The sequence below is a fragment of the Pedobacter cryoconitis genome (assembly GCF_001590605.1).
Lineage (GTDB): Bacteria > Bacteroidota > Bacteroidia > Sphingobacteriales > Sphingobacteriaceae > Pedobacter > Pedobacter cryoconitis_A.
Genome location: NZ_CP014504.1, coordinates 1,039,455 through 1,063,373 on the forward strand (window position 1 = coordinate 1,039,455; position 23,919 = coordinate 1,063,373).

General features: G+C 38.6%; 21 protein-coding genes. 15 read left to right on the forward strand and 6 right to left on the reverse strand.

Annotated features, from left to right (window positions below):
* Nucleotides 1–15: 15 nt before the first annotated feature.
* From AY601_RS04455 to AY601_RS04475, 5 genes are all read left to right on the forward strand, one after another.
* Nucleotides 16–1,839, forward strand: coding sequence for an IucA/IucC family protein (locus AY601_RS04455; protein ID WP_068407159.1), 1,824 nt, complete (start codon nt 16–18; stop codon nt 1,837–1,839).
* A 288-nt stretch (nt 1,840–2,127) separates the two neighbouring features.
* Entirely contained in the window at nt 2,128–3,417 is a 1,290-nt protein-coding gene (gene kynU, locus AY601_RS04460) for a kynureninase (protein WP_068397033.1), read from the forward strand.
* Nucleotides 3,414–4,274, forward strand: a complete 861-nt coding sequence (locus AY601_RS04465; RefSeq protein WP_068397036.1) for a bestrophin family protein — start codon at nt 3,414–3,416, stop codon at nt 4,272–4,274. Before kynU ends, AY601_RS04465 begins: the two co-directional genes overlap by 4 nt.
* Nucleotides 4,275–5,183 (forward strand): histone deacetylase, encoded by a 909-nt coding sequence (locus AY601_RS04470; RefSeq protein WP_068397039.1) that lies wholly within the window; start codon nt 4,275–4,277, stop codon nt 5,181–5,183.
* A 282-nt stretch (nt 5,184–5,465) separates the two neighbouring features.
* Nucleotides 5,466–7,322, forward strand: a complete 1,857-nt coding sequence (locus tag AY601_RS04475; RefSeq protein ID WP_068397042.1) for a DNA topoisomerase — start codon at nt 5,466–5,468, stop codon at nt 7,320–7,322.
* 52 nt (nt 7,323–7,374) lie between these two features.
* Here the strand turns inward: AY601_RS04475 and AY601_RS04480 are convergent, their stop codons facing one another.
* Nucleotides 7,375–8,199, reverse strand: coding sequence for an aminotransferase class IV (locus tag AY601_RS04480; protein ID WP_068397045.1), 825 nt, complete (start codon nt 8,197–8,199; stop codon nt 7,375–7,377).
* Between the two features lie 192 nt (nt 8,200–8,391).
* On the opposite strand from AY601_RS04480, the gene AY601_RS04485 reads away from it, so the two are divergent.
* The 5 genes from AY601_RS04485 (at nt 8,392) to AY601_RS04505 (ending at nt 12,493) form a co-directional block, all read left to right on the forward strand.
* The gene (locus AY601_RS04485; protein ID WP_068397048.1) at nt 8,392–9,486 is read left to right on the forward strand and encodes an MBL fold metallo-hydrolase; all 1,095 of its coding nucleotides are present in this window, start codon (nt 8,392–8,394) and stop codon (nt 9,484–9,486) included.
* A gap of 43 nt (nt 9,487–9,529) precedes the next feature.
* Entirely contained in the window at nt 9,530–9,862 is a 333-nt protein-coding gene (locus AY601_RS04490; RefSeq protein WP_157287695.1) for a hypothetical protein, read from the forward strand.
* Nucleotides 9,863–9,921: 59 nt separating this feature from the next.
* Entirely contained in the window at nt 9,922–10,776 is an 855-nt protein-coding gene (locus AY601_RS04495) for a hypothetical protein (protein WP_068397054.1), read from the forward strand.
* Complete coding sequence (gene miaA, locus AY601_RS04500; RefSeq protein ID WP_068397056.1) at nt 10,767–11,705, forward strand: tRNA (adenosine(37)-N6)-dimethylallyltransferase MiaA; 939 nt, start codon at nt 10,767–10,769, stop codon at nt 11,703–11,705. The genes AY601_RS04495 and miaA overlap by 10 nt, the downstream gene beginning before the upstream one ends.
* Before the next feature lie 233 nt (nt 11,706–11,938).
* A complete protein-coding gene (locus AY601_RS04505; protein WP_068407162.1) occupies nt 11,939–12,493 on the forward strand; it encodes a hypothetical protein in 555 nt (184 codons plus the stop codon).
* A 224-nt stretch (nt 12,494–12,717) separates the two neighbouring features.
* On the opposite strand, the gene AY601_RS04510 is transcribed toward AY601_RS04505, so the two are convergent.
* On the reverse strand, nt 12,718–12,975 hold the full coding sequence (locus AY601_RS04510; protein WP_068397059.1) for a hypothetical protein: 258 nt from the start codon (nt 12,973–12,975) through the stop codon (nt 12,718–12,720).
* A gap of 70 nt (nt 12,976–13,045) precedes the next feature.
* Between AY601_RS04510 and AY601_RS04515 the strand changes: the two genes are divergently transcribed.
* From AY601_RS04515 to AY601_RS04525, 3 genes are read left to right on the forward strand one after another with little or no spacing between them, the layout of a single operon-like run.
* Nucleotides 13,046–13,636, forward strand: coding sequence for a TetR/AcrR family transcriptional regulator (locus AY601_RS04515; protein ID WP_068397062.1), 591 nt, complete (start codon nt 13,046–13,048; stop codon nt 13,634–13,636).
* A gap of 48 nt (nt 13,637–13,684) precedes the next feature.
* Nucleotides 13,685–13,909, forward strand: coding sequence for a hypothetical protein (locus AY601_RS04520; RefSeq protein WP_068397066.1), 225 nt, complete (start codon nt 13,685–13,687; stop codon nt 13,907–13,909).
* A gap of 4 nt (nt 13,910–13,913) precedes the next feature.
* The gene (locus AY601_RS04525; RefSeq protein WP_068397069.1) at nt 13,914–15,191 is read left to right on the forward strand and encodes an MFS transporter; all 1,278 of its coding nucleotides are present in this window, start codon (nt 13,914–13,916) and stop codon (nt 15,189–15,191) included.
* Nucleotides 15,192–15,392: 201 nt separating this feature from the next.
* Here the strand turns inward: AY601_RS04525 and AY601_RS04530 are convergent, their stop codons facing one another.
* The 4 genes from AY601_RS04530 to AY601_RS04545 form a co-directional block, all read right to left on the reverse strand.
* Entirely contained in the window at nt 15,393–18,599 is a 3,207-nt protein-coding gene (locus tag AY601_RS04530) for a protein O-mannosyl-transferase family (protein WP_084359095.1), read from the reverse strand.
* Nucleotides 18,596–18,937, reverse strand: a complete 342-nt coding sequence (locus tag AY601_RS04535) for a PadR family transcriptional regulator (RefSeq protein WP_068397072.1) — start codon at nt 18,935–18,937, stop codon at nt 18,596–18,598. Before AY601_RS04535 ends, AY601_RS04530 begins: the two co-directional genes overlap by 4 nt.
* Nucleotides 18,938–19,063: 126 nt before the next feature.
* Nucleotides 19,064–19,525: a lipocalin-like domain-containing protein gene (locus AY601_RS04540; RefSeq protein ID WP_068397075.1), complete on the reverse strand. Its 462-nt coding sequence runs from the start codon at nt 19,523–19,525 to the stop codon at nt 19,064–19,066.
* 247 nt (nt 19,526–19,772) lie between these two features.
* A complete protein-coding gene (locus tag AY601_RS04545; RefSeq protein ID WP_068397078.1) occupies nt 19,773–20,792 on the reverse strand; it encodes a LacI family DNA-binding transcriptional regulator in 1,020 nt (339 codons plus the stop codon).
* A gap of 326 nt (nt 20,793–21,118) precedes the next feature.
* Between AY601_RS04545 and uxuA the strand changes: the two genes are divergently transcribed.
* Nucleotides 21,119–22,327, forward strand: a complete 1,209-nt coding sequence (uxuA, locus tag AY601_RS04550; protein ID WP_232324692.1) for a mannonate dehydratase — start codon at nt 21,119–21,121, stop codon at nt 22,325–22,327.
* A gap of 71 nt (nt 22,328–22,398) precedes the next feature.
* Entirely contained in the window at nt 22,399–23,814 is a 1,416-nt protein-coding gene (uxaC, locus tag AY601_RS04555) for a glucuronate isomerase (RefSeq protein ID WP_068397081.1), read from the forward strand.
* Nucleotides 23,815–23,919: the final 105 nt, after the last annotated feature.

Below are 23,919 nucleotides of genomic sequence, written 5' to 3' on the forward strand. Positions count from 1 at the left end.
GTTAAAATAAAGACCATGAATTACAATCATTTTGACAATATTAAACCGCTTAAGAAAGCAGTTTGGGATAAGGTGAATTTAAATTATATCGCCAAAGCCATTGTAGAACTTATGCACGAAAAACTTGCAGCGCCTGAAATTACAGGAACTGATACTGCTGGTTTGACGCATTTCCGTTTAAATACGGATCACGAAAATATCTATTATACTTTTGCTGCAAGTCTTCGTGCTTTAGATTACTGGCATATCCAGAAAGAATCGCTGCGTAAATTTGTGGATGGAACAACTGTACCGTTGGATAATGCGCCTGCATTTTTCACAGAAACACAGCAGACTTTTGGCGTGAAATCCTTTACACTTGCACATTTTGTAGAAGAAACACTAAATACCTTATATGCTGATGCATTTATCCATGAAAAAGGGCGCTTAACCGCAAATCAGCTTGCTGATGCAGATTATCAGACTATTGAAAGCCAGATGGACGGGCATCCCTGGGCCACGATTAATAAAGGCAGGATTGGATTTAACCACAGCGACCAAGGCAAATATGCACCAGAGGCAGGCCAGTCAACGCAATTAGCCTGGTTAGCAGTTCATCAAAAGCGAGCTGATTTTAAATCTCTGGCATCTATTGATCGGACTGTATTTTATGAAGATGAATTAGGTTTTGAGCAGATTAACCAGTTTAATGAAATACTAAGTGATAAGAACTTAAACCCTGCCGATTACTTATTTATTCCTGTTCATGAATGGCAATGGAATAACAAGATCGTTTTACAGCTTGCCCATGATATTGCCAGTCAATATGTTGTGCCCCTGGCTTTAGGAAACGATCTTTATAAATGTCAGCAAAGTATCCGTACTTTCTTCAATATTAGTAACCCACGTAAACATTACGTTAAAACAGCGATTTCGATCTTAAATACTTCGATCTTCAGAGGTTTATCGCCTAAAAAACTAGCTATTGCGCCAAGAGTTACCCAATGGGCAAAAGATATGCTGGATGGTGATGCTTATCTGAAAGAAACTAAGGTTGTTTTATTAGGAGAAGTGGCTACCGCAGCTTATACCCATCCTCAATATAGCGCAATCCCCCAATCTCCTTATCAATATCAGGAATTTCTGGGGGTAATCTGGAGAGAAAGTGCAGAGAATTATTTAGAAGAAGGGGAGAAAATTATGACGATGGCTAGTTTGCTGTATGTCGATGATCAAGGGAAAAGTTTGGTTGGGGCAATGATTGAAAAATCTGGAATTAGTCCACAAGAATGGCTTCAGGCTTACTTAAAGGCCTACCTTAAACCTATCTTAAGGATTTTTTATAAACATGCTTTCTTCTTTAGCCCGCATGGGGAAAATACAATTATGGTGATGAAGGACTATATCCCTCAGCGGATCATCATTAAAGATTTCGTAGAAGAGATCGTATTGACAGAAGAATCAAAATCGAAGTTACCTGAAGATCTCGTTAATGTTTTGAGAGAGATTGACGATGAATTAGCACCATTATTTATTTTGTCAGGAATTTTTGATGCTGTATTCAGATATTTAAGTAATATTTTCCACTCTTATATTGGTTTGAATGAAGAGGAATTCTGGAAAAACGTAGCAGATACTATTTTAGAATTTCAAGAAGAGAACCCTGAACTAGCCGCTAAGTTCTCGAAATTTGACTTGTTTGTTCCTGAATTTGCAAGAGTTTGTATCAATAGAGTTCGCTTATTGACACATGGTTATAGTGAAAGTACAGATGTACCAACACCAGAAGTGATTGGAACTTTGGTTAATCCTGTAGCCTTTGCGATGCAAGCTAAAGAGCAGGCTGTTTTAAGTTATTAACTATTAGAAAGGCGGATAGCGGTTGCATAATTGCTATCCGCCTTTTATATTTAAGCTTCAGGAGCTAACCTTCATTAACTGGATTACTTACAACCATCCCTGACTGCACACGAATTGGCTGATCCGAAAATTCAGTGGCGTTTAGATCCTGCAATTGCCGGAGGCGGGCTTTTTCATGACATTGCACTATAACGATTAGTGCAAAACCAATACTAAGATTGTCTGATTCTGCTTTTTTTTATTAAAATTGCAAAAAGCATTACGCTGATCCGAATAATTACAAAAAATATGAATTTTCAAAATACATTATCATTTGCCAGGACAATGGATGAACAGGATCCGTTGCGTAAATTCCGCGATGAATTTTTATTTCCACAGCAAAATGGTAAACCTTTTATATATCTGTGTGGTAATTCACTGGGTCTTCAACCCAAATCGGCACGGGAAGTGCTTGGAAAAGAATTGGACAATTGGCAGAATCTTGCAGTAGAGGGCTGGTTTGAGGGAGACAGTCCATGGATGTTTTACCATAAAGAACTTAAAAAACTAATGGCACCAATTGTTGGCGCAACGCCTGCCGAAGTTTGTCCAATGAACACGCTGACAGTTAACCTTCATTTGTTGCTGGTTAGCTTTTATCGCCCGGAGCAGAAAAAATTTAAGATCATTATGGAGGCCGGTGCTTTTCCTTCTGATCAGTACGCACTGGAAAGTCAGGTGCGTTTTCATGGGTATGACCCTGCAGAAGCCATTATAGAAATCGCTCCAAGAGCTGGTGAATACACTTTGCGGACAGCAGATATTATTGCCAGTATTGCTGAAAATGCAGATGAGCTGGCCCTGGTTTTATTTGGTGGGATCAACTATTTTACCGGTCAATGGTTTGATATGAAGGCTATCACTGAAGCTGGTCATGCTGCTGGTGCAATTGTAGGATTTGATCTGGCGCATGCAGCCGGAAATGTGCCAGTGCAGTTACATGAATGGGATATAGATTTTGCCTGTTGGTGTTCTTATAAATACCAAAATAGTGGTCCGGGTGGAATAGGAGGCATATTTGTCCATGAAAAACACTTTAAGGATGATACCTTAAACCGCTTTGCAGGTTGGTGGGGATATCAGGAATCTACCCGTTTTAAGATGGAAAAGGGATTTGTTCCTGAACCCGGAGCAGATGGCTGGCAAATTAGCTGTTCGCAGGTGATGCCAATGGCTTTATATTATGCTTCCCTGCAAATTTTTGAAGCTGCAGGTTTTATGGGACCAATCAGGGATAAAAGTAAAATTTTAACAGCTTACCTGATTTATATTATAGACCAGGTAAATTTGGCGATTGGCCATCAGCAATATCAGGTGATTACGCCCGGAAATGAAAATGACAGGGGTACACAGGTTTCTATTATTGCCTCTGGAAATGCAAAAGGTGTTTTTGAAAAATTGGTTGCACATCATGTATTGGGGGACTGGAGAGAACCGAATGTGATTCGATTAAGCCCCGTACCTTTATATAATTCTTTTGAGGATGTTTTCCTGACAGGTGAATTGTTGTTGAAAATAAGTAAAGAGATAGCTATATGATCAATTACAATCCTAAAGATTGGTTCACGTTTATTTTTCATATCCATAAAGCAGATACATTTCGGAAATTATGGCCGCTAATGCTTAGCGTAGCTGTGTTTTCCGGTATCATCGCTTATTCAGAACTTCATTTCTTAAAATTGGCACAAACAGCAACAGTCAAGAATATAGGGATGATGCATAGTTTGCTGGGTTTTGTGATTTCCATGTTATTGGTTTTCCGGACAAATACTTCTTATGACCGTTGGTGGGAGGGCAGAAGATTATTGGGAGAGCTGACAAATATCAGCCGTAACCTGGCAATCAAGATCAAATCACTGAAGTTGGGCGCGCAGGAATATGAGTATTTCAGTTATGCAATTCCAAAGTATGCCTTTGCACTAAAAGAGCATCTTCGGGAGAAACAGTATTTTGGTAAGAACAGTTTTTTGGTAGAAGTTGATGGTGGAAAGCATATTCCTAATCAGGTTGCAGCAAGTCTTTCTGCGCGGATTTTTGATTTGGAGGCTGCGGGCAAAATTTCAGGCGAGCAACTGATTATATTAAGTGGCGATCTGAACCGTTTTACAGATATATGCGGAGGTTGTGAGCGGATTAAGAAAACGCCTATCCCTTTTTCATATAGTGCTTTTATTAAAAAGTTCTTATTTATCTATGTGATCACGCTGCCATTCGGCTGGGTATTTAGTCTGGGTTATTTCGTGATTCCGATTGTACCTTTTATCTTATATGTACTGGCAAGTTTAGAGCTTATTGCCGAAGAAATAGAAAATCCGTTTGGCGAGGACGCAAATGATTTACCTGTTGACGAGATTTGTAATAACATTGAAAAGCATGTGGGAGAGATTCTGAACTAAATGATAAAAATAGCTTATCATCCTTTGTATGCACATCCTTTACCAGAAGGACATCGTTTCCCCATGTTAAAGTATGAGCTGATACCTGAGCAGCTGTTACATGAAGGTGTGATCAGTGCTGATCAGCTTTTTGCACCTGAAATAGTAAGTGAAGAGATCGTATTGTTGTCGCATGATTTTGGATATTGGTCGCAGCTGAGAGATTTTACTTTACCACCCAGAGCGCAACGCAGAATAGGTTTTCCACTCAATGCGCAATTACTGGAACGGGAATTAAGAATTACTCAGGGAACTATTGACGGGGCACTGTTCGCGAAAGCGTCTGGCCTTGCTTTCAATGTGGCTGGTGGTACGCATCATGCAGGTTCTGACTGGGGGGAAGGGTTCTGTTTGCTGAATGACCAGGCTATTGCTGCAAATTATCTGTTGAACAAGGGCATTTATAAACGGATTCTGATTATAGATCTGGATGTGCATCAGGGAAATGGGACTGCCCAGATTTTAGAGAATGTACCGGGTGTATTTACCTTCTCTATGCACGGGGAGAAGAATTTTCCCTTCCGCAAGGAAGTTTCTGATTGGGATATAGGATTGGATGCCGGAACACCTGATGACGTTTATCTTTCATTGCTTGGCCATGTATTGCCTGAATTATATGAAAGGCACAAACCGGAGTTTGTATTTTATTTGTCTGGAGTAGATGTTTTGAAAACAGATAAGTTAGGGAAGCTGGGGATGAGTAAACAGGGATGCAGAGAAAGAGACAAGATGGTTTTTCAATTTTGTAAAGAAAAAGGGTTACCCGTACAGGTGAGTATGGGTGGTGGATATTCACCTGCTATTAAAGACATTGTAGAAGCGCATTGTAATACCTTTAAAGTTGGTTTGGATTTGTTGTCTCCAATGTGAAAAAGACAGGGATATGTAAGCTGCGCATTTATTCCTGATGCCAAAATAAAATCCTGCTTCAGCTGGATTTCACCTTTTTTTCAACATCCATCCCGTTCTGGACAGCTATCCATTGTGATGCCAGATCTCACTGATAATGAGTGTTGAAAAGCCAGCAACCTATTCGCTGACATTATATTCTTTAAGTGTTTTGGAGAGGTTTATGCAGCTGGGAAAGGAGCTAATGGTTTTTTAATGTGAAGTATTTTGATGAAATTTAGGGATTCTAAAAAAGGAGAATAGATGAAGATTGTAATTGCAGAGAAACCATCCGTTGCACGTGAATTAGCTAAAGTATTTGGCGCAACGGGTAGAAAAGACGGATACATTGAGGGGAAAGGTTATACTTTCACCTGGGCATTCGGACATCTGCTGCAATTGGCACCCCCGCAGGAATATGGCTTTATTGGCTGGAGAAGACAACATCTGCCCATGCTTCCGGCTAAATTTAAACTGGCGATCCGGAAAATTAAAACCAAGGATGGTTTTGTTGAAGATCCAGGCGTAAGAAAGCAGCTCGATATTATCAAGAAACTTTTTGATGAGGCTACAGAGATTATCGTCGCAACGGATGCCGGGAGGGAAGGTGAACTCATTTTCCGCTATATCTATTATTTCCTGAAATGTAAAAAACCGTTTAAAAGACTTTGGATCTCCTCGCAGACTGACGAAGCTATTAAAGAAGGATTCCGGAACCTGAAACCCGGTACTGATTATGACACGCTATTTAATTCGGCACATTGCAGGTCAGAATCTGACTGGTTGGTCGGAATGAATGCTACTCAGGCCCTAAGTATATCCGCTGGTTCAAGATCAGTACTTTCGCTGGGCAGGGTACAAACACCCACTTTAGCAATGATCTGCTCCAGGTTTATTGAAACTAAGAATTTTGTACCCCAATTATATTATCAGCTGGGGATACAGCTGGATAAGGACGGACAACTTTTTAAGGCCGTTTCTATAGTCAACTTTAATGTAAAAGAAGAAGCTCAGGTTTTATTTGACAAGATTGAAGATACAGGCTCTGGATTCCCAACCGGAGGAAAGATCCTGGATGTGGAAGCTAAGCCGCGTAAAGAACCCCCTCCATTATTGCACGATTTAAGTAGCTTACAACAAGAGGCCAATAAGCGTAAAGGTTATACCGCAGATCAGACGCTTAACCTGCTGCAGAATTTATATGAAAGTAAACTGGTTTCCTATCCGCGTACAGGTAGCAGGTATATTGGAGATGATGTTTTTGCTGGTGTTCCTCAACTGATTACACAGCTGACAACACACCCTGATTTTGGAAAACAGGCAGAGTTCTTAATGACTGTACCTTTGAATAAAAGAAGTGTGAATGCAAAAAAGGTTACCGATCACCACGCTATTTTACCAACAGGGGAAACCCCTGCTCATTTAAGTGCAGATAAACAGGCTGTATATGATATGGTTGTGGGGCGTATGCTGGAAGCTTTCCATCAGGAATGTATAAAAGAGGTAACTAAAATAACGATTGAATCCGGTTCCCTGTTTATTGCAAATGGAACAGTAATCCGCTCTGCAGGATGGCGATCGGTATTAAATGATAAAGAAGAAGATAAGAAAGATGAGGATAACCCTTCTCTTCCAAAAGTTAAAAAGGGTGAACTGTTACCTATTGTAGAAAAGGCCTTATTAGAGAAACAGACTAAACCTAAGCCTTTGTATAATGAAGCATCTTTATTGAAAGCACTGGAAACTTCTGGTAAAGAGATTGAAGATGAAGAACTTCGTTATGCAATGAAAGATAGTGGACTGGGAACTCCGGCAACCAGGGCATCAATCATCGAAACCCTGATTACCAGAGAATATATTATGCGGGAGAAAAGAAATCTTGTCCCGACTTTTAAAGGTCTGGCAGTTTATGATGTAGTGAAAGATCAGAAGATTGCACAAGCAGAATTGACTGGCTCTTGGGAAAAAAGACTGGAAGAAATCCGGTCTGGAGCTTCTGTTGCAGACTTTAAAGCAGAAATCTCTGAATATACAAGATCAATTACCAATGAATTACTTGCTGCAGGAGCAGGGCTGGCAGAAAAATTAGTTCCAAAGAAAGAAGATCCGGCGGTCGTATAGCAATAGCATTTTTGAATTTGTTTTCAAAAAGGGTAATATTTCAAAAAGGATATTATCCTATTTTCTTCAGCAGCAAAGCAGATAATTGGGTGGTAATCTTTCCCACTTTACCGTCACCAATTTCTTTACCATCTACTTTTAGCACCGGAAGGATATTTTTCGTTGTGCTGGTCATAAAGGCTTCACTTGCATTATAAAGTTCCTCCACGCTAAACTCACGTTCAGTTAGTTGAAAACCTGTGTCTTCGAGATTTAAGATGTTTTTACGGATTACTCCAGCCAGAATGTTGTCTTTAGCAGTAACGACTTCACCCTCAGTAGTTACTATAAAAAAGTTGGCCCTTGGCGTTTCTCTGACAAAGCCATTATACTGATACAATACATCATTCGCATTCTTCTCTTTAATAAATGGTTGTAACCAGATTGCCATAGCATAATCCAGCGTTTTCATTTCTGAAAACTGTCTTTGATAGGGATAAGTAACCAAAGTAGTTCCTTCAGCTTGAAGCCCCTTAGGTAACGTTAAGGCCGTCTGTGTAATGATCAGGTTCTGTGCAGCCGGAAGGGTATAAGCATCAGCAGCATAACCACCTGTTAAAGTCATCTTGATCCCTGAATCCGGTAAATTATTTCTTTGCATCAATTCAGCAATAATATCTTTTAGTTCTGCAGGAGTTTGACTGATCTGCAGATGCATTTTTTTTGCTGAATTATAAAATCGGGCTATATGGTCATCTAAAAAAACAGGTTTACCATTTATTGTTTTAAAGAAATCAAATATTCCATAGCCTCTTTGTATGGAAAGATCTGTAACTAATAAGGAAGCTTGTGTTTCCGCTATAAAAGCATGGTTTAGAAAAACAGTATTAACTTTCATTATTCGCTCTCTTTAGGGTATGGTAAGGTATTACAATTAAAAAGGTGCTGCTAATTAACAGGTCCGTGCAATATTAATAAATTTCCCGGGCTTGATACTTCATCCAATTGTTATATTCGTTCTAGAATTTCTATGTATAACATTTTAAGCTGATGTTATTGCATAGTTTTTATAATTAGCTATTCTGAACCTATGTATATCACTTTATTTATTCTCGGCGCATTATCCTTATTGGTTTATGCCATTTTAACCTTACCGGTTTTTGGTCGTTTGCCTGAAGGTGCAAGGCTGGAACGTATCCGGCGGTTGCCTAATGCACAAGGCGATGAACTCCAAAACCAATCTTTAACATCCATGGTGCCAGAAGATGGTTATTTTGCAATTTTCAAAGCCATGCTGAAAGGTAACCCTAACAGCAGGCCGTCAGCTATTTTACCACATGTTTCACCAGAACTCGATTCCGTATCAGGTACAAAAGTTACCTGGTTTGGACACTCGTCTTATTTATTGCAACTGGATACTTTAAAAATACTGGTGGATCCCATATTTAGTAAAACACCATCTCCATTTTCTTTTATCGGTAAAAAACAATACGCTGGTACTGATTTTATCAGCGCAGAAGATTTTCCTGCAATTGATGTGCTTTTGATTACCCATGATCATTATGATCACATGGATTATCAAAGTATATTAAAGCTAAAGGATAGTGTAAAACACTTTTTAACCTCGGCAGGTGCAGGATCTCATTTAATCCGCTGGGGAATTCCAGCAGAAAAAATTACCGAATTGGCATGGGAGGAAGAAGCTGTTTTATTTGGGCTGAAATTCACAGCAAAACCAGCAAGACATTTTACTGGAAGATTGTTTAAACGCAACCGTACCTTATGGTCATCGTTTATTTTGGAAACTCCTGAACATAAGTTGTTTTTGGGCGGAGATTCTGGTTATGACAGCCATTTTAAGCTTATTGGTGAGGAACAGGGCCCCTTTGATCTGGCAATTTTAGAATGCGGGCAGTACAACGAGTTATGGCCTTTAATTCATATGTTTCCTGAACAAACAGTGATGGCAGCAAAAGATCTGAAAGCAAAAGTACTTTTGCCTGTGCATTGGGGAAAGTTCACGCTGGCTTTACATGACTGGAATGACTCTGTTTTACGGGTTACCAAAAGTGCTGAAGAATCAGCCCAGCAGATCACAACTCCATTAATGGGCGAAACCTTTGTACTCGGTGGACCTTATCCAGATACAAAATGGTGGCTAAATGTAGAGAATGGTAAACAATAGTTTTTAATGCTTGTTATACCTGTGAATTCAAAATATGAAAGCTATGAAAACGGATCTTATAGAAATTTTTCAAACAATCAGGGCAACTTTACAACCTTATACTACTTTAGGCTTCAACGATGGGACAAATAGCGATCAGAAATACGATCTTTGGGCTGCTTCTCCTGCACAGCAGGATGGAGAGGGAAAATCTGGCGTATTCTTTCTCAGCATAGAGATTAAGGATGACCATGTTGCTTTTGAATTATTGCCTGATTCTATTCCTCAGCATGAGCGCACAATGTTTATTAAAGAGCTGGATGATGTAACTTTGAATTTAATAGAAGATAAAGTTGCTGCCGGCTACAAGATATTCAAAGCGCATGAATGGGTTTAAGGAAACTTGGAATTGAGTGGAGATAAAAAGAGCAGGTATTGCTATAACAAAAAACAAGAGTGAGTATACAAGAAATAAGCTGGCAACAAGAGCTTAAACAAGCGTTACTGGATATTGGCATGGAGTCAGAACTTTATACTTCTGACTCTTTTCTTTTATTGAAGTTCCTGGATAATGATAAATTGTATCTTAATTTATTAAGTATAACAATCCATCCTGGTTCAGCAGAAACGTTACGATTGCAACAGGAATATGCGGCTTCAGGTAACCAATTGATTCAGCTTTGGGAAGATATCTGGGCTGATAAACCAAAACAGATTCTGAGTCGTATTCGTGCATTAATGGGAAAGAACCAGCGGATTCATGGTAGAAAAACTTCTGTGGTGAATATAACTCAACCTCAGGCAGATACTTTTTTAAAAGAAAATCATCTTCAGGGATCAGCTAAAGCGAGGCATAGGTATGCCTTGGTTTTCGATAGTCAGTTCGTTGCTGTAGCTACCTTTAGTGGCAAAAGGAGAATGACCAGAAGACACGAAGATTATACCTCTGTTGAACTGATCAGGTTCGCCACTGCCGATGGATTTACAGTACAGGGTGGCCTAAGCAAGCTGATTAAGCACTTCATCAAAGCTGTTCTCCCTAGTGATGTGATGACCTATGCCGACCTGGACTGGTCTTATGGAAAAGGATATACCAAGCTAGGCTTTGAACTGGTTGGGCAAATTCCCCCGGCAGAAATATGGCTGGATACGGTGAATAATATCCGCTATTTTCCGCATCGCTTGCCAGAGGAAATCAGTGTTGTTATTGCTCAACTAACAGGAGCAGAGAAAGCAACCTATTTAAAATCTTTAAACTATAGCCGTGTTTTTAATATGGGGAACCTGAAATATATCATACCATGCAAATAGAGAAAAACCCACTTTTAATTATACTTGGTCCAACGGCCTCAGGAAAAACTAAACTTGCGGTTAGTGTTGCAGCTGCATTGGATGGAGAAGTTATTAGTGCAGATAGCAGGCAGGTATTTAAGGATATGGATATTGGGACCGGAAAGGATCTGCATGAATACAAGATCGGTGAAAAACTTATTCCCTATCATTTGATTAATATCAGAGAGGCAGGTGAGCATTACAATGTGAATTCATTTAAAGAAGATTTCTATCAAATAGTTGAAAATCTTAACCAGCAGCATAAAGTACCAGTGCTGTGCGGTGGCACAGGCATGTACATTCACAGTATCCTGCAAAACCATCAATACACTGCGGTTCCTGTCAATGAAGAATTGCGCACAAGTCTTCCATCCCATGATATTGAAGCATTACGTAAAGTATTAGCAGGTTATCCGGCAGCATTAACAGCCCATGCAGATCTTTCTTCTGCTAAGAGGTTAGTCAGAGCTATTGAAATTGCAGCATATTTACAACATCATACATTAGTAGAAGAAAATCGTCCCTTGCTGAATCCTCTGGTGATCGGGTTGGGTGGAGCAGTTGATTCCCGCAGAGAAAGAATTTATAGCAGGCTAAATGAGCGTTTTGACAATGGTCTTATTGAAGAAGTCGAAGGGCTTTTAAAGCGTGGTGTAAGTGCTGAAATGTTGCTCTTCTATGGTTTGGAATATAAATTTATCACCGAATATCTTCAAAATAAGCTCAGTTTACCAGACTTAAAAGATAAATTGTACATCGCAATCCGCCAATTTGCAAAGAGGCAGATGACTTTTTTCAGAAAAATGGAAAAAGACGGTATTATGATAAACTGGCTTGATTCAGCAATGGAACCCATCCAATTAAAGCAGGAAGTTATCAAATTATATACGGAGTCATTTGGCCAGTAAGCGGCTGTTACATAAGCTGATCAAGTCTTCTTGATCAGGCGCTGCAAGATATGTCGGCCTTGGTTATTGCTGAAAAACTTCCTGATTTGAAAAACGCTATCTATACCGTATTGAAGCTTGTTTGATAAGGAAAAAGAGCTGTTGATTATTGTAGTGGCATACATTTTGTATTTACCCCATGAAAGGTTGATAAAAATTGTCAATCGTCAAAACACATGAATAAATATAATAAAATGAAAAATTCTACTAAATATCTTGCTTCGGCAGCAGCTGTTGTGGCAATGTTTTTTACAACTAATGTTAGTGCTCAAAAAATAGGTGTTGGTGCAAATATAGGTATCCCTACAAATAACAATTATAGTGTTGCTGCTGGTATCGATGTGCGTGCACAGTTTGACCTAACTAAACAATTATCGGTTCCAATCGCAACTGGTTATAATCACTATTTTGCAAAAGACCGTGTATATAGTGTAGGTGCTGTCAACAACATTGAAGTTCCTGACTATGCTTACATTCCTGTAAAAACTGGTTTAAAGTATTTCTTTGATCCAACGGGTTCAGGTATCTATGCAATGGGTGAAGTAGGTGCTGCTTTTGGTGTATCTAAAGATTCAAAAACAACTTTCCTTTATGCCCCAACTCTTGGTTACTCATGGAGTAATGGTTTAGACTTAGGTATTAAGTATGAAAATACTGGTAAAGGTGATGCATTACGTTATGCAAATAACTATGATAACAAAAGTGTAGGACAGATCGCTTTGCGTATCGCTTACGGTTTTAAACTATAGTCAAAAAGATAAGTTAAATATAAAAAGGTGGGTGTCTTAAAAAGATACCCACCTTTTTTGCTAAAAGAAATACCGGCAAGCCGGTATTTAACTAAGTCCATTAAAACCAGTTGCGTCAAATATAATCTTCCTGAATTACCGGATCACCTTATTAAACAATAGTTTAACCCTTATATTCACTAAGCCTGTAAAAACCATTTGTTCTACGGTAGTGCATTGATAACTTATTTAAGCATTCTCAACAGCTGATCCTGCATAATAGATACTTTCGCTTCCAGATCATTGAACCTGTTATAAAGCTCTCCTGGCTCAGGGAATTCAAAGATAAAACCTGCTCTTAATTTCCATACTTCTATTACATCCGAAACGTCTAAAATTATATTCGGATATTCTCTCTTATTTTGATTATCAGATAGCAGGATAAGTTTTCCTGTTTCATGAATTCTGTTTAAAGAGCAGATAATTGGAAATGTGTTGCTCAAAGCTATATTTTATTTATTATTTCATTAATGAATGAATATTCACTTATATTTGATTAATCATTTAATACTTATGCGTACAAGAGATATAGAGAAAGAGAAGCTGGTAAAAAAAATTGCTGTAGAAACCATTGCAAATGGTGGTTTTGAAAGTTTTAGTATGAATAAGCTCGCCAAAGCTTGTGGCATTTCCGTAGCCACACTTTATATTTATTACAAGGACAAGGATGATCTTCTTTCCCAGCTTGCTGTAGAGCATGGTAGGGTGTTAGCAAAATCAATGCTGCATAATTTTGATGCTGAAGCTTCTTTTGAAGACGGGTTACGCCAGCAATGGGAAAACCGCTATCGGGAGTTGATCAATAACCCAATATTAAGCAAGTTTAATGAACAGTTGAGGGCGTCTGTTTATCAGGATCAATTTCTCTCTACGTTAATGGAAGATGTTTTAGTGAAATTCAAAAGATTTAATGATAATATTATCTCCCGCGGAGAAGTCAGGGAGATGCCTTTTGAAGTTTACTGGTCAGTTGCATTTGCACCGCTTTACGCTTTAATTAAGTTTAACAATGAAGGACAAAGCCTTGGTGGAAAGCCATTCAAGATGACAGATGAGATGTTATGGGAGGCTTTTGATCTGGTTGTGAAAGGATTGAAGAAGTAAATTAAATGATAATATATATAATTAAACAGCATTAAGAATGACAAAAAAATGGAAAATTTCAATCATATCCTGCTTTTTAGAACAGATATAAAATCTGAAGCGGATAAACAGGCTTTACAGCCTTTATTGGACGAGAACAAAAATATTGAACAATGGAATGTGGATCTTGATGATGAAGACTATGTTTTAAGAATAGTTTCTTATAACCTAAAGCATGAGCAAATCATCCAAATGGTCCGTGATCACGGCTATATGTGTTGTGAATTAACTTAGAATTATGAAAACTGAAGGAACTATACCTTTTTCGGGCTATCAAAAGATAGTAATCTTTATTTTAGCAATGACTCAATTTACTGTTATACTTGATTTTATGGTAATGTCTCCTTTGGGAGATATGCTGATTAAGTCTTTAAGTATGAAGCCTTCCTCTTTTGGGATTGCAGTTTCTGCTTATGCTTTCAGTGCAGGTATCTCAGGTTTATTAACTGCAGGTTTTGCAGATCGTTTTGACCGTAAGAAACTGCTTTTATTCTTTTACAGTGGTTTCATTGTTGGAACCTTTTTATGCAGTTTAGCCAATTCCTTTGAGCTATTGGTTGCTGCACGTATTATTACCGGCTTATTTGGCGGGGTAATCAGCTCTATTTCTATGGCTATTATTACCGACCTTTTTGGTTTACAGCAAAGGGGAAGAGTAATGGGCTTTATACAAATGGGCTTCGGTGCAAGTCAGGTATTGGGTATCCCCATAGGTTTATATATCGCGAACAAATGGGGATGGGAGTCACCTTTTGTGATGGTAGCTGCGGTAGCCATAATCATTGCCATTTTAATTGTGGTGGTTTTAAAACCAATCAACAAACATCTTGGTTTGCAACATGACCGGTCTGCATTTAAGCATCTTTGGCATACAGTATCCAAAAAGAATTACCGGGTTGGTTTTGCAGCAACAGCTGCACTATCCATAGGTGGTTTTATGATGATGCCTTTTGGAAGTGTTTTTGCAGTTAATAACCTGCATGTTACGGCTGGAGAGTTACCTGTATTATTTATGGTTTCCGGGGTAAGTTCATTGATTATTATGCCTTTAATTGGAAAGCTGAGTGATACGGTGAGTAAATTCAGAATTTTCAGTATTGCTTCTATCTGGACCATACTGATCTGTGTAGCTTATACCAATTTATCTGCAACACCATTCTGGATCGTAATTGGCCTTAACGTGCTGATGATGATAGGGATTATGAGCCGTATGGTTCCAAGTTCCGCTTTAACAAGCGCAATCCCTGATATGGAAGACAGAGGCGCATTTATGAGCATTAATTCTTCTATGCAGCAAATTGCAGGTGGAGTAGCGGCAGCAGTTTCAGGGATGATCGTCGTTCAGCAGACTAAATTTAGTCCTATAGAACATTATGATATCGTTGGTTATGTGGTTGTAGTGGTCACATTGATCAGTATATTTTTAATGTACAGAGTGAACCAGCTGGCTAAAAAGAAAACAGTTACTGCATCGCCTAAGGCAGAAGAGCCTGACCTGGTTATGTCGGAGTTTTAACAGTATTTACGGCTTTTTCGGCCAGTATGTTAAAGTAAATTAACGGAACGTATTGTGGTCGGTGTTGAGAAGGGGTTGGTAAGGCCATTGGCCTTACCAACCCCTTCTCAACACCGACCACTGATACTTGCTGAATAGTTCATTGTCTTTTGGGTAAAGACGACAACTAGCCGGGCTCTTTTATTATTTATAATAGTATTATCAGCTCCTTCTGATACCTGATTTATCTATCATTTGATTAAATGAATCTTTAATAACATGGTTTAATTCCTGCTGTTTATAACCAGCCGTCAATTGATCGAGCTGATGTAAAACAGACAAGCTTAATCTTGTATCCTGCAAATAAGCCTGCTGGAATTCCGGGGCCAGTGTACAAACATAGCTGAACTCCTGAGCAAGGAAACCAGCTGTTTCTTTAGTCAGCTGATTCGCCTCTTTAATCCGGTTGAGCGCATATAAATTCTGAATGGTACTAATCCTGTTTACCGTATCTCTTACCGAATAATTAGTCAATGGTAAATCTCTCAGACATTTCTGCATTAAATATGCAGCCTTTGCAGATTTCCCTTCCATAATCAGATTACCAGCAAGTGTATTGTTAAATCCCCAGGTAGAAAAAACAATTCTTTTGGATTCCTGATCCAGATAAGAAGCCTTATTGAATCCTGTATAATCCATTTTATGCATCACATTTGCATACATTACATCCGAATTAGTCTTGTCACTTTTATCTCTGTTATCCTCGGCTGAAGTTTTAAAAGGGAGTAAACGATACGCATACCCTTCCAGGTAAAGGTATTGATCAAGACCTATATAAGTATCTTGTGATACCGAAGTTGCAAAGTATATCGGGCGTTCCCAATTGTTATGAATGAGAATATCAAATAGGGCTAAATCGCCTTTACTAGCATAAGATTTATTAAAGTTCCATTCCATTGTTTTGCTCACCTGCGCTTTTTGAGCAGGAGTGATGGTATGCGTTTTAACGAGCTGTTCGGGATCTATAGTGAGTTTTAGCTTTTTAGTGGGCAGAAAATTCATAAACGTGCCATCGGTCATCTGTACCTGATCTTCTTTGTTTTCAGAAGTCATTACCGAAAACAAATCCTTCAACTCTACACTATCAGTCAGTCCATAATCTACGTAAGGCAGATAATCCCTGACACCAGTAACATACTTTTCTTCAGCCATCGTGATAGGTAATGCTGCAGATTTATTCATTTGCTTCTTCAATTGATTGATAAAAGAGGCATCGGGTAAAAACTGCATACAGATTACACGTACATCTGTTCTGAAACCCTCTACTTCCTGCGCGTACCAAAGTGGAAAAGTATCATTATCTGCATTCGTAAAAAGGATCGCATTCGGTGCGCAAGAATTTAAATAGTTCTTAGCCCAGTCTGTTGCTGTGGTTTTATGAGAGCGATCATGATCATCCCAGCCTTGTACACCCATTAATACAGGTGCCGCCAGTAAACATATTCCTGTAGCAATGATCAGACTTAATCTCTGCCTGGCTATTTTTGATAAAAGTTCTTTGAGGGCCAGTACACCAAAGCCAATACAAATGGCAAAAGCATAAAAAGAACCTGCATAAGCATAATCCCTTTCCCTTGGTTGCAATGGATCTTGATTTAAGTAGAGAATAATTGCTATTCCAGTAAAGAAAAACAAAGTAATCACCACAATTCCATCTTTTTTATTTCTGCGGTAAAGCCAGATCAGTCCGGCAATTCCCATTAATAATGGTAATCCATAATACATATTATGTCCAGCATTGGTGGTGATTGTGGCAGGGAGATCAGCTTGACTGCCCAAGCGTAAGCTATCCAGCGGTTTGATACCGGTAATCCAGTTACCATCTTGTACGTTTCCAACGCCCTGGACATCATTTTGTCTTCCTGCAAAGTTCCATAAGAAATAACGCCAGTACATAAACCCCAATTGCCATGAAGTAAAAAAGCTCAGATTCTGGGTGAACGTTGGTGTTTGTCCTTCGTTCAGACTTAGCCACTGTTGATAATATTTATCGTGTCCTGCTTTCTGACTAAAGGTTCTTGGGAAGAGGATGTTTTTGTCGTAAACAGTTTTGTAGGTTTTTCCGGATATTTCGTATTTTGAAGCTCCTTTGCGGTATGTATTTCCGGTTTCTTTTTGCTCTACTACTTTAGCATCAAAGGTATTACCGTAAATTAAAGGTACAGACCCATAATTTGTACGTCCCAGGTAGTCGTAGAGAGAAAATGGCTGATCCGGATTGCTTAAATTGATATTGGTTTTTGCATCTGCTCTGATCAGGATCATCAGGTAGGAGCTAAAGCCAAAAAGAACAAATACCAGGCAAAGCAGCCCCATGTTCAGGTTATATTTTTGGTGACGTATGGAGTAACTTATTACGCTATACAAAATTGCAGCAAAGAGTAAAATGAAACATATTGCACCTGACCCAAAGAAAAGGCCAAAAGTATTTACAAAAAGAAGGTCGGCCTCTGCGGCGAAAAGAACAAAATACTGGATCAGCACAAACTGAACAATTCCGACGATCAAACAGCCAATTAAAAAGGCTTTAATGGTTCCCAGGACTCCACGCTCCTTCACTTTTTTAAAGTAATAAACAAGAGTTACGGCAGGTATGGTCAATAAACTTAAAAGATGAACACCAATAGAAAGGCCCACAATAAAGGAAATGAAAATGAGCCAGCGGTTATTGGTTTCGCTCTCCCATCTCAAAATGGCCCAGAAAGTAACTGCAGTAAATAAGGAGGAGAGCGCATAGACTTCAGACTCTACTGCTGAAAACCAAAAGGTATCTGAGAAGGTATAAGCGAGCGCACCTATAGCTCCTGCTGCAATGATACTGAAGGTTTTACTGCCAACTTTTTCTTTGCTATAAACTTTGGAAGCAAGCGCTGTGATAGTCCAGAAAAGAAACATAATCGTAGCTGCACTGGCAAGCACAGCACTGAAATTAATCCAGTAAGCAATTTTTGCGGTGTTACCCATGGCCAGCAGGCTGAACATTTTACCGATCATCAGAAAAAGAGGAGCACCTGGCTGGTGTCCGACTTGTAATTTGTTAGCGGTCGCAATAAATTCTCCGCAATCATAGAAACTTGCAGTTGGTTCCATGGTGAGCCAGTAAGTTAGCAGCGCAATGCCAAAAAGTGCAAAACCAGCAACCGTATTGATCAGGCGATATTTCTTTTTTTCTTCTGGTGTATTGATCAATTCACTGAATTCTGTATCAATCAATTCACGCACTTCAGTCATATTGAATTTAGCAGAAGCCGGTTTCTGTTCCAGAGCAGTAAGAAGGTGATCATATAATTCGTCGAGCATGTTTTCAGTGAGCGATAAACTCAGCAGATGCTGGCGTATTTCTAAATGTTGCTGCGCGGTTAATTTCATGAGAGCTTAGATTTGAGGTTAAGCAGCAATTGCAGATTCCCAATAAAACTCTCGGCTTCCTGAAGTTTGTTTTCTACTTCTTTTTTGCCCGCAGTGGTCAGCGCATAATATTTGCGCACTCTGTTGTCCACTAATTCTGTACTGGTGCTTAACATACCATCAGCTTCCATTTTGTGGAGGCTGGGATACATTGCACCTTCTGTTAGTTTAATTTCTCCATTGGTGATTTCCTTCACCTTCTGGGTGATTTCATAACCATACATCTTCTCATTTTCCTGAAGAAGTTTCAAAATGATAGTTTGCAGGCTGCCCTTTAACATTCCGTTTGCTGTACTCATAACACAAATATATAACTTTCTTATATACATAGGAAAATTATGTATACTGATTTTTAGTTATTTAATTCATTTTATTGACGGTAATTGTAAAAGGCAGCCTTTTTAAAGAGAAAAACAGATTCAGATTTACTTTATTTTAGTATAAATTTCCACGATTTCCTGATTGATATTTAAGCTATCAATTTTCTCAATACCTTTCTGTGTGATTGTATCATTCTTTAAAGTCAATGTGAATTTAAAATCTCTGTTTTCCCAGTTGCGGTAATTACAATATTCTAAATGCTCCTGGTATTGATCACCTTTAAGGGAAAAAGTTCCTGCACCAGCATCGTAAACTGGAACAGGTACAGCTCCTTTTGCCAGGTCATGTTTGAAAAAAGCAAAATGTGTCCCATTAAATAATTTTATCATTTCCTGTCCTTTTACAGGGTAAGTAATTTCTGTTTTAGCACCTCTAGTGACCTTACTGGATACCAATTTCCAGGTACCAGCAATAGATTGATTTGTTAACGCAGTGGAGGGCGGATTTTTGTCTGTGCAGGCAGCCAGGCTGGTAAGTCCGGCGAGTAGTAAGAATTGAAATTTCATTTAATTTGGTTAAGGGGTTAATTTAGGTTAAAGTGATGTTTTAATTAAAAAATTAAAACAGATACAATCTAGTAAAATAATTGTATAACAGGATGGTATAAATTATACGTTTAGTCCTGTGATTTCCGGAGGATACAATCGTTTGAACCTGAATTTGAAACAGTCAGATTCCGGGCCATAGTAATTCCTGATTTATTTTCCAGTAAAGAAAATAAATCAGGAATTACCCTAAGAAAATGTTTGAATTTTATTGGTGCAGAACCAGTTCACAGTCTACCATAACTTCTTGGTATCCGGCTGCTTCTGTTTTATGGTCAATTAATTTTAAAAGTAGTTTAATCGCATTTTCACCCATAGACTCAGGATTCTCTTCGATAGAGGCCAGGGGAGGGTTGTCCAGGTAACGGATAAATGGCATATTTCCGAAACCAATGAATTCTGTTTGTTCCATTTTTTCATATTTATTGGCACGAAGGTATTTCATGGCATCAAATAGAATCTGCTCTTTAAAAGCTACTAATGCGGTAGGCGGGTTTTCACTATTGTAAAATAGTTCTTTAATTGCAGTATTGGTATTCTCCTTGTCAAAGTCTGTATAAGCGACAAGGCTGGCATCAAAAGGAATATGGTTATCATTCAATGCGTTGATATAACCTTTAAACCTATCATGTGTAAAACTGATCATTTTCGGGCCACCCAGGTAGGCAACTCTTTGATGTCCGCGCTTAATCAGGAAATCTGTTGCTTTATAACATCCCTGATAAGTATTACTTAATACTTTATGACAACTTAAATTAAAGCTTGGGTTTCTGCCATAATAAATAATTGGCAGGCCAAGGTTTTCAAACATATCTAAATGGTCAAAGTTCTGTGTATTCTTAGAAATGGCAATAATTAAACCGTCAATACGACTTTTAAGCAGCATATTGGCCAGATCAACTTCCTTTTTCAATTCATCGTAAGATTGACCTATAATTACATTATAGCCATATTGCCGGGCATGCTGTTCAATTCCGAAAATGCTTCTGGTAAAGTAATGATCCATCAGATCTGGTAAAATGATACCAATGGTATAAGATTTCTGAATCTGTAGATTAAGCGCAGATTTGTTCGGCGTAAAATGCAGCTCAGCAGCCATTTGCTTTACCCTTTCTTTGGTATAGGCATTAATGGTAGGATAGTCGTTAAGAGCTTTGGATACTGTAGATATTGATATTTTTAGCTTTTGAGCTAAAAGTTTCAGGGTTACGGGCGTTTTTGTACTCATTAGGTTAGTTAACGATCGCCTAAATATAAAGATAATAAACTATCAAATGTTTGATAAGCACGGTCAGCATGTTTATCGCCTGAGGATTAAGAATTAAAATGTTCCTCAGCTATTTTAATTATTAAATAAATCTGATATTGAGTAACCATAGCAAATGCTGTTAAAAGGCTATAAGACCTAATTTATTTCAAACGTTTGAAACGAAGAATCAAACGTTTGACGGCTAATTTTAACAGGTTATATGAATGATATGCCTTTAACGTTTTATAAATTGCATCTGCATAACGATGGTTTTTTAGCATAGTTTTATTGAAAAGATTTGAATAATGAGTGTAACAGAAAAATCAGTTATTTATAAAATGATACAGACCATGCGCTGGTTTGGTCCAAACGATCCCGTGATCCTGAGTGATATTCTGCAGGCAGGCTGCAGCGGTATTGTCAGTGCTTTGCACCATATCCCGAACGGGGTAGTGTGGGAGATAGGGGAAATTGAAAAACATAAACAGTTGATCGAAAATGCAGGTTTAACCTGGGATGTAGTAGAAAGTTTACCCGTACATGAAGCGATTAAAACACAGGCCAAAAACTTTGAATACTCTATAAATAATTATAAGCAATCTTTGAAGAATCTTGCGGCTTGCGGCATCCATACTGTTACTTATAACTTTATGCCTGTGCTGGACTGGACGCGTACCAACCTGGCTTATGAATTGCCAAACGGAGCCAGAGCTTTGAAATTTGAAAAAGCTGCAGTCTGTGCATTTGATGTTTTTATGCTAAAAAGACCAAATGCTTCAATGGCCTATACCAAAGAAGAGCTCCTTAAAGGAGAATCCTGGTTTAATCAGGCTGATGAAGCGCAGAAAAACCTGGTACAGCGTAATATCATAGCGGGCTTACCCGGAAGTGAAGAAAGCTTTACCCTGGAACAATTTCAAACTGCTTTAGACCAATATCATGGAATAGATGAGGAAAAACTAACCAGTCACCTGGTACATTTTCTTTCGGAAATTATGCCTGTGGCCGATAAGTTTGGAATTAAAATGGTCGTGCATCCGGATGATCCGCCTTATGCAATTTTTGGATTACCACGTGTAGTAAGCACTGCAGCACACCTGCGTAAAATATTTTCAGCTGTACCCTCTCTAAATAATGGCCTTTGTTTCTGTACAGGTTCTTTCGGCGTTCGAGAAGATAATGACCTGCCAGAAATGATCAGAGAATTTGCAGCAAGGATCAATTTTATACATTTAAGAAGTACGAAAAGAAATGCTGAGGGTGATTTCTTTGAAGACAATCATTTAGAAGGTGATGTAAATATGTACCAGGTAGTTAAAGAATTGTTTAATCAGCAGCAATTGCGAAAGCTCAGTATTCCTGTGCGTCCTGACCACGGCCATCAGATGCTGGATGATTTACGCAAGAAAACTAATCCTGGATATGCTGCAATTGGCCGTTTAAAAGGCCTGGCAGAATTAAGAGGACTTGAATTTGGAATCTTTAATGAATATCTGCTGAAGAATAACTCATAAGGGTTGTATTAACCAGTATAACGCTGCAAGACAAATGTTATAACCAAATATTAAACTGAAAATTAGCTGATATGACGGAAAGTACGATCATTACTGATAACTTTTTATTAAGTAATAAAAAGGCAGTTTTGCTTTATCATGAATATGCAAAGCATTTGCCTGTAATTGATTTTCATAACCATTTGTCTCCGCTGCAAATTGCAGAAGATAAAAAATTTGATAACCTGACTGATATCTGGCTAAAAGGTGACCATTATAAATGGAGGGCAATGCGGGCATTAGGAGTTGATGAAAGGTTCATTACCGGGCAGGCCAGTGATGAAGAAAAATTTAAAGCCTGGGCAGAAGTCGTACCCGCAACCCTAAGAAATCCCTTATTTCATTGGACACACATGGAGCTTAAGAATCCATTCGGGATCAATAGCTATTTAAATAAAGATTCCGCAGACAGGATTTATCTGCAGGCCAATGAACGCTTAGCTCAGGATGAATTCTCAGCCCGGAGTTTATTGAAAAACTTCAAGGTAGAAATGTTAAGCACCACGGATGATCCTTGTGATGATTTAACCCATCATCAGCAATTGATCAAAGAAGGTTATGAAATTAAAGTCAAACCTTCCTTCCGGCCAGACAAGGTTTTTATGATTGGCGAGCCTGTCACATTTAAAGCCTATCTTAAAGTATTAGGTCAAAAAGCAGGAGTTGAAATTACCACTATAGCTTCCCTGCTGGAAGCCTTAAAAAATAGAGTTGACTTCTTTGCTTTACAACAATGTTCTATATCAGATCATGGTTTAAGTACCTTACCAACCCATTTTACATTAAGCCTTGCGCAGGAACAAGAGTTCAAAACCTTCCTTAAATCTGATCAGGCTGTATTCTCGGATCCTGATGCCTTTGCGGGTTTTATTTTAACTGAACTTTGTAAAATGTATCATGAAAGGAATTGGGTACAACAATTTCATGTAGGAGCTATCCGGAATAACAATCCACGAATGCTGCATAAACTGGGCCCTGATACTGGTTTTGATTCTATCGGGGATTATAAACATGCAGAGAATTTGACGGCTTTTTTAAGCCACCTGAATTTAACAGATCAACTGGCACAAACCGTTGTTTACAATCTCAATCCTGCGGACAACGAAGTTATTGCAACTATGCTGGGCAATTTTGCTGACGGCAGGATTAAAGGGAAGATGCAATTTGGATCAGGCTGGTGGTTTTTAGATCAGAAAGATGGGATAGAAAAACAGCTCAATGCTTTATCAAATATGGGAGTGGTCAGTACATTTATTGGAATGCTGACCGATTCGCGCAGTTTCCTGTCTTATTCCCGTCATGAGTATTTCAGAAGAATAATGTGTAATCTTTTCGGCTCAGAAATGGAAGCCGGCTTATTGCCTGATGATGAAAAATGGGTGGGAGAGATGATTCAGAATATCTGCTATTACAATGCTAAAAACTATTTCGGACTAAACCGGGGCTAATCAATACTATAGTAATGGAAAATCTATGCTCTTTAAAAGGTAAAGCCATTGTAGTGACTGGAGGAACGGGATATCAGGCTAATGTCTGATCCATATCAATCAACC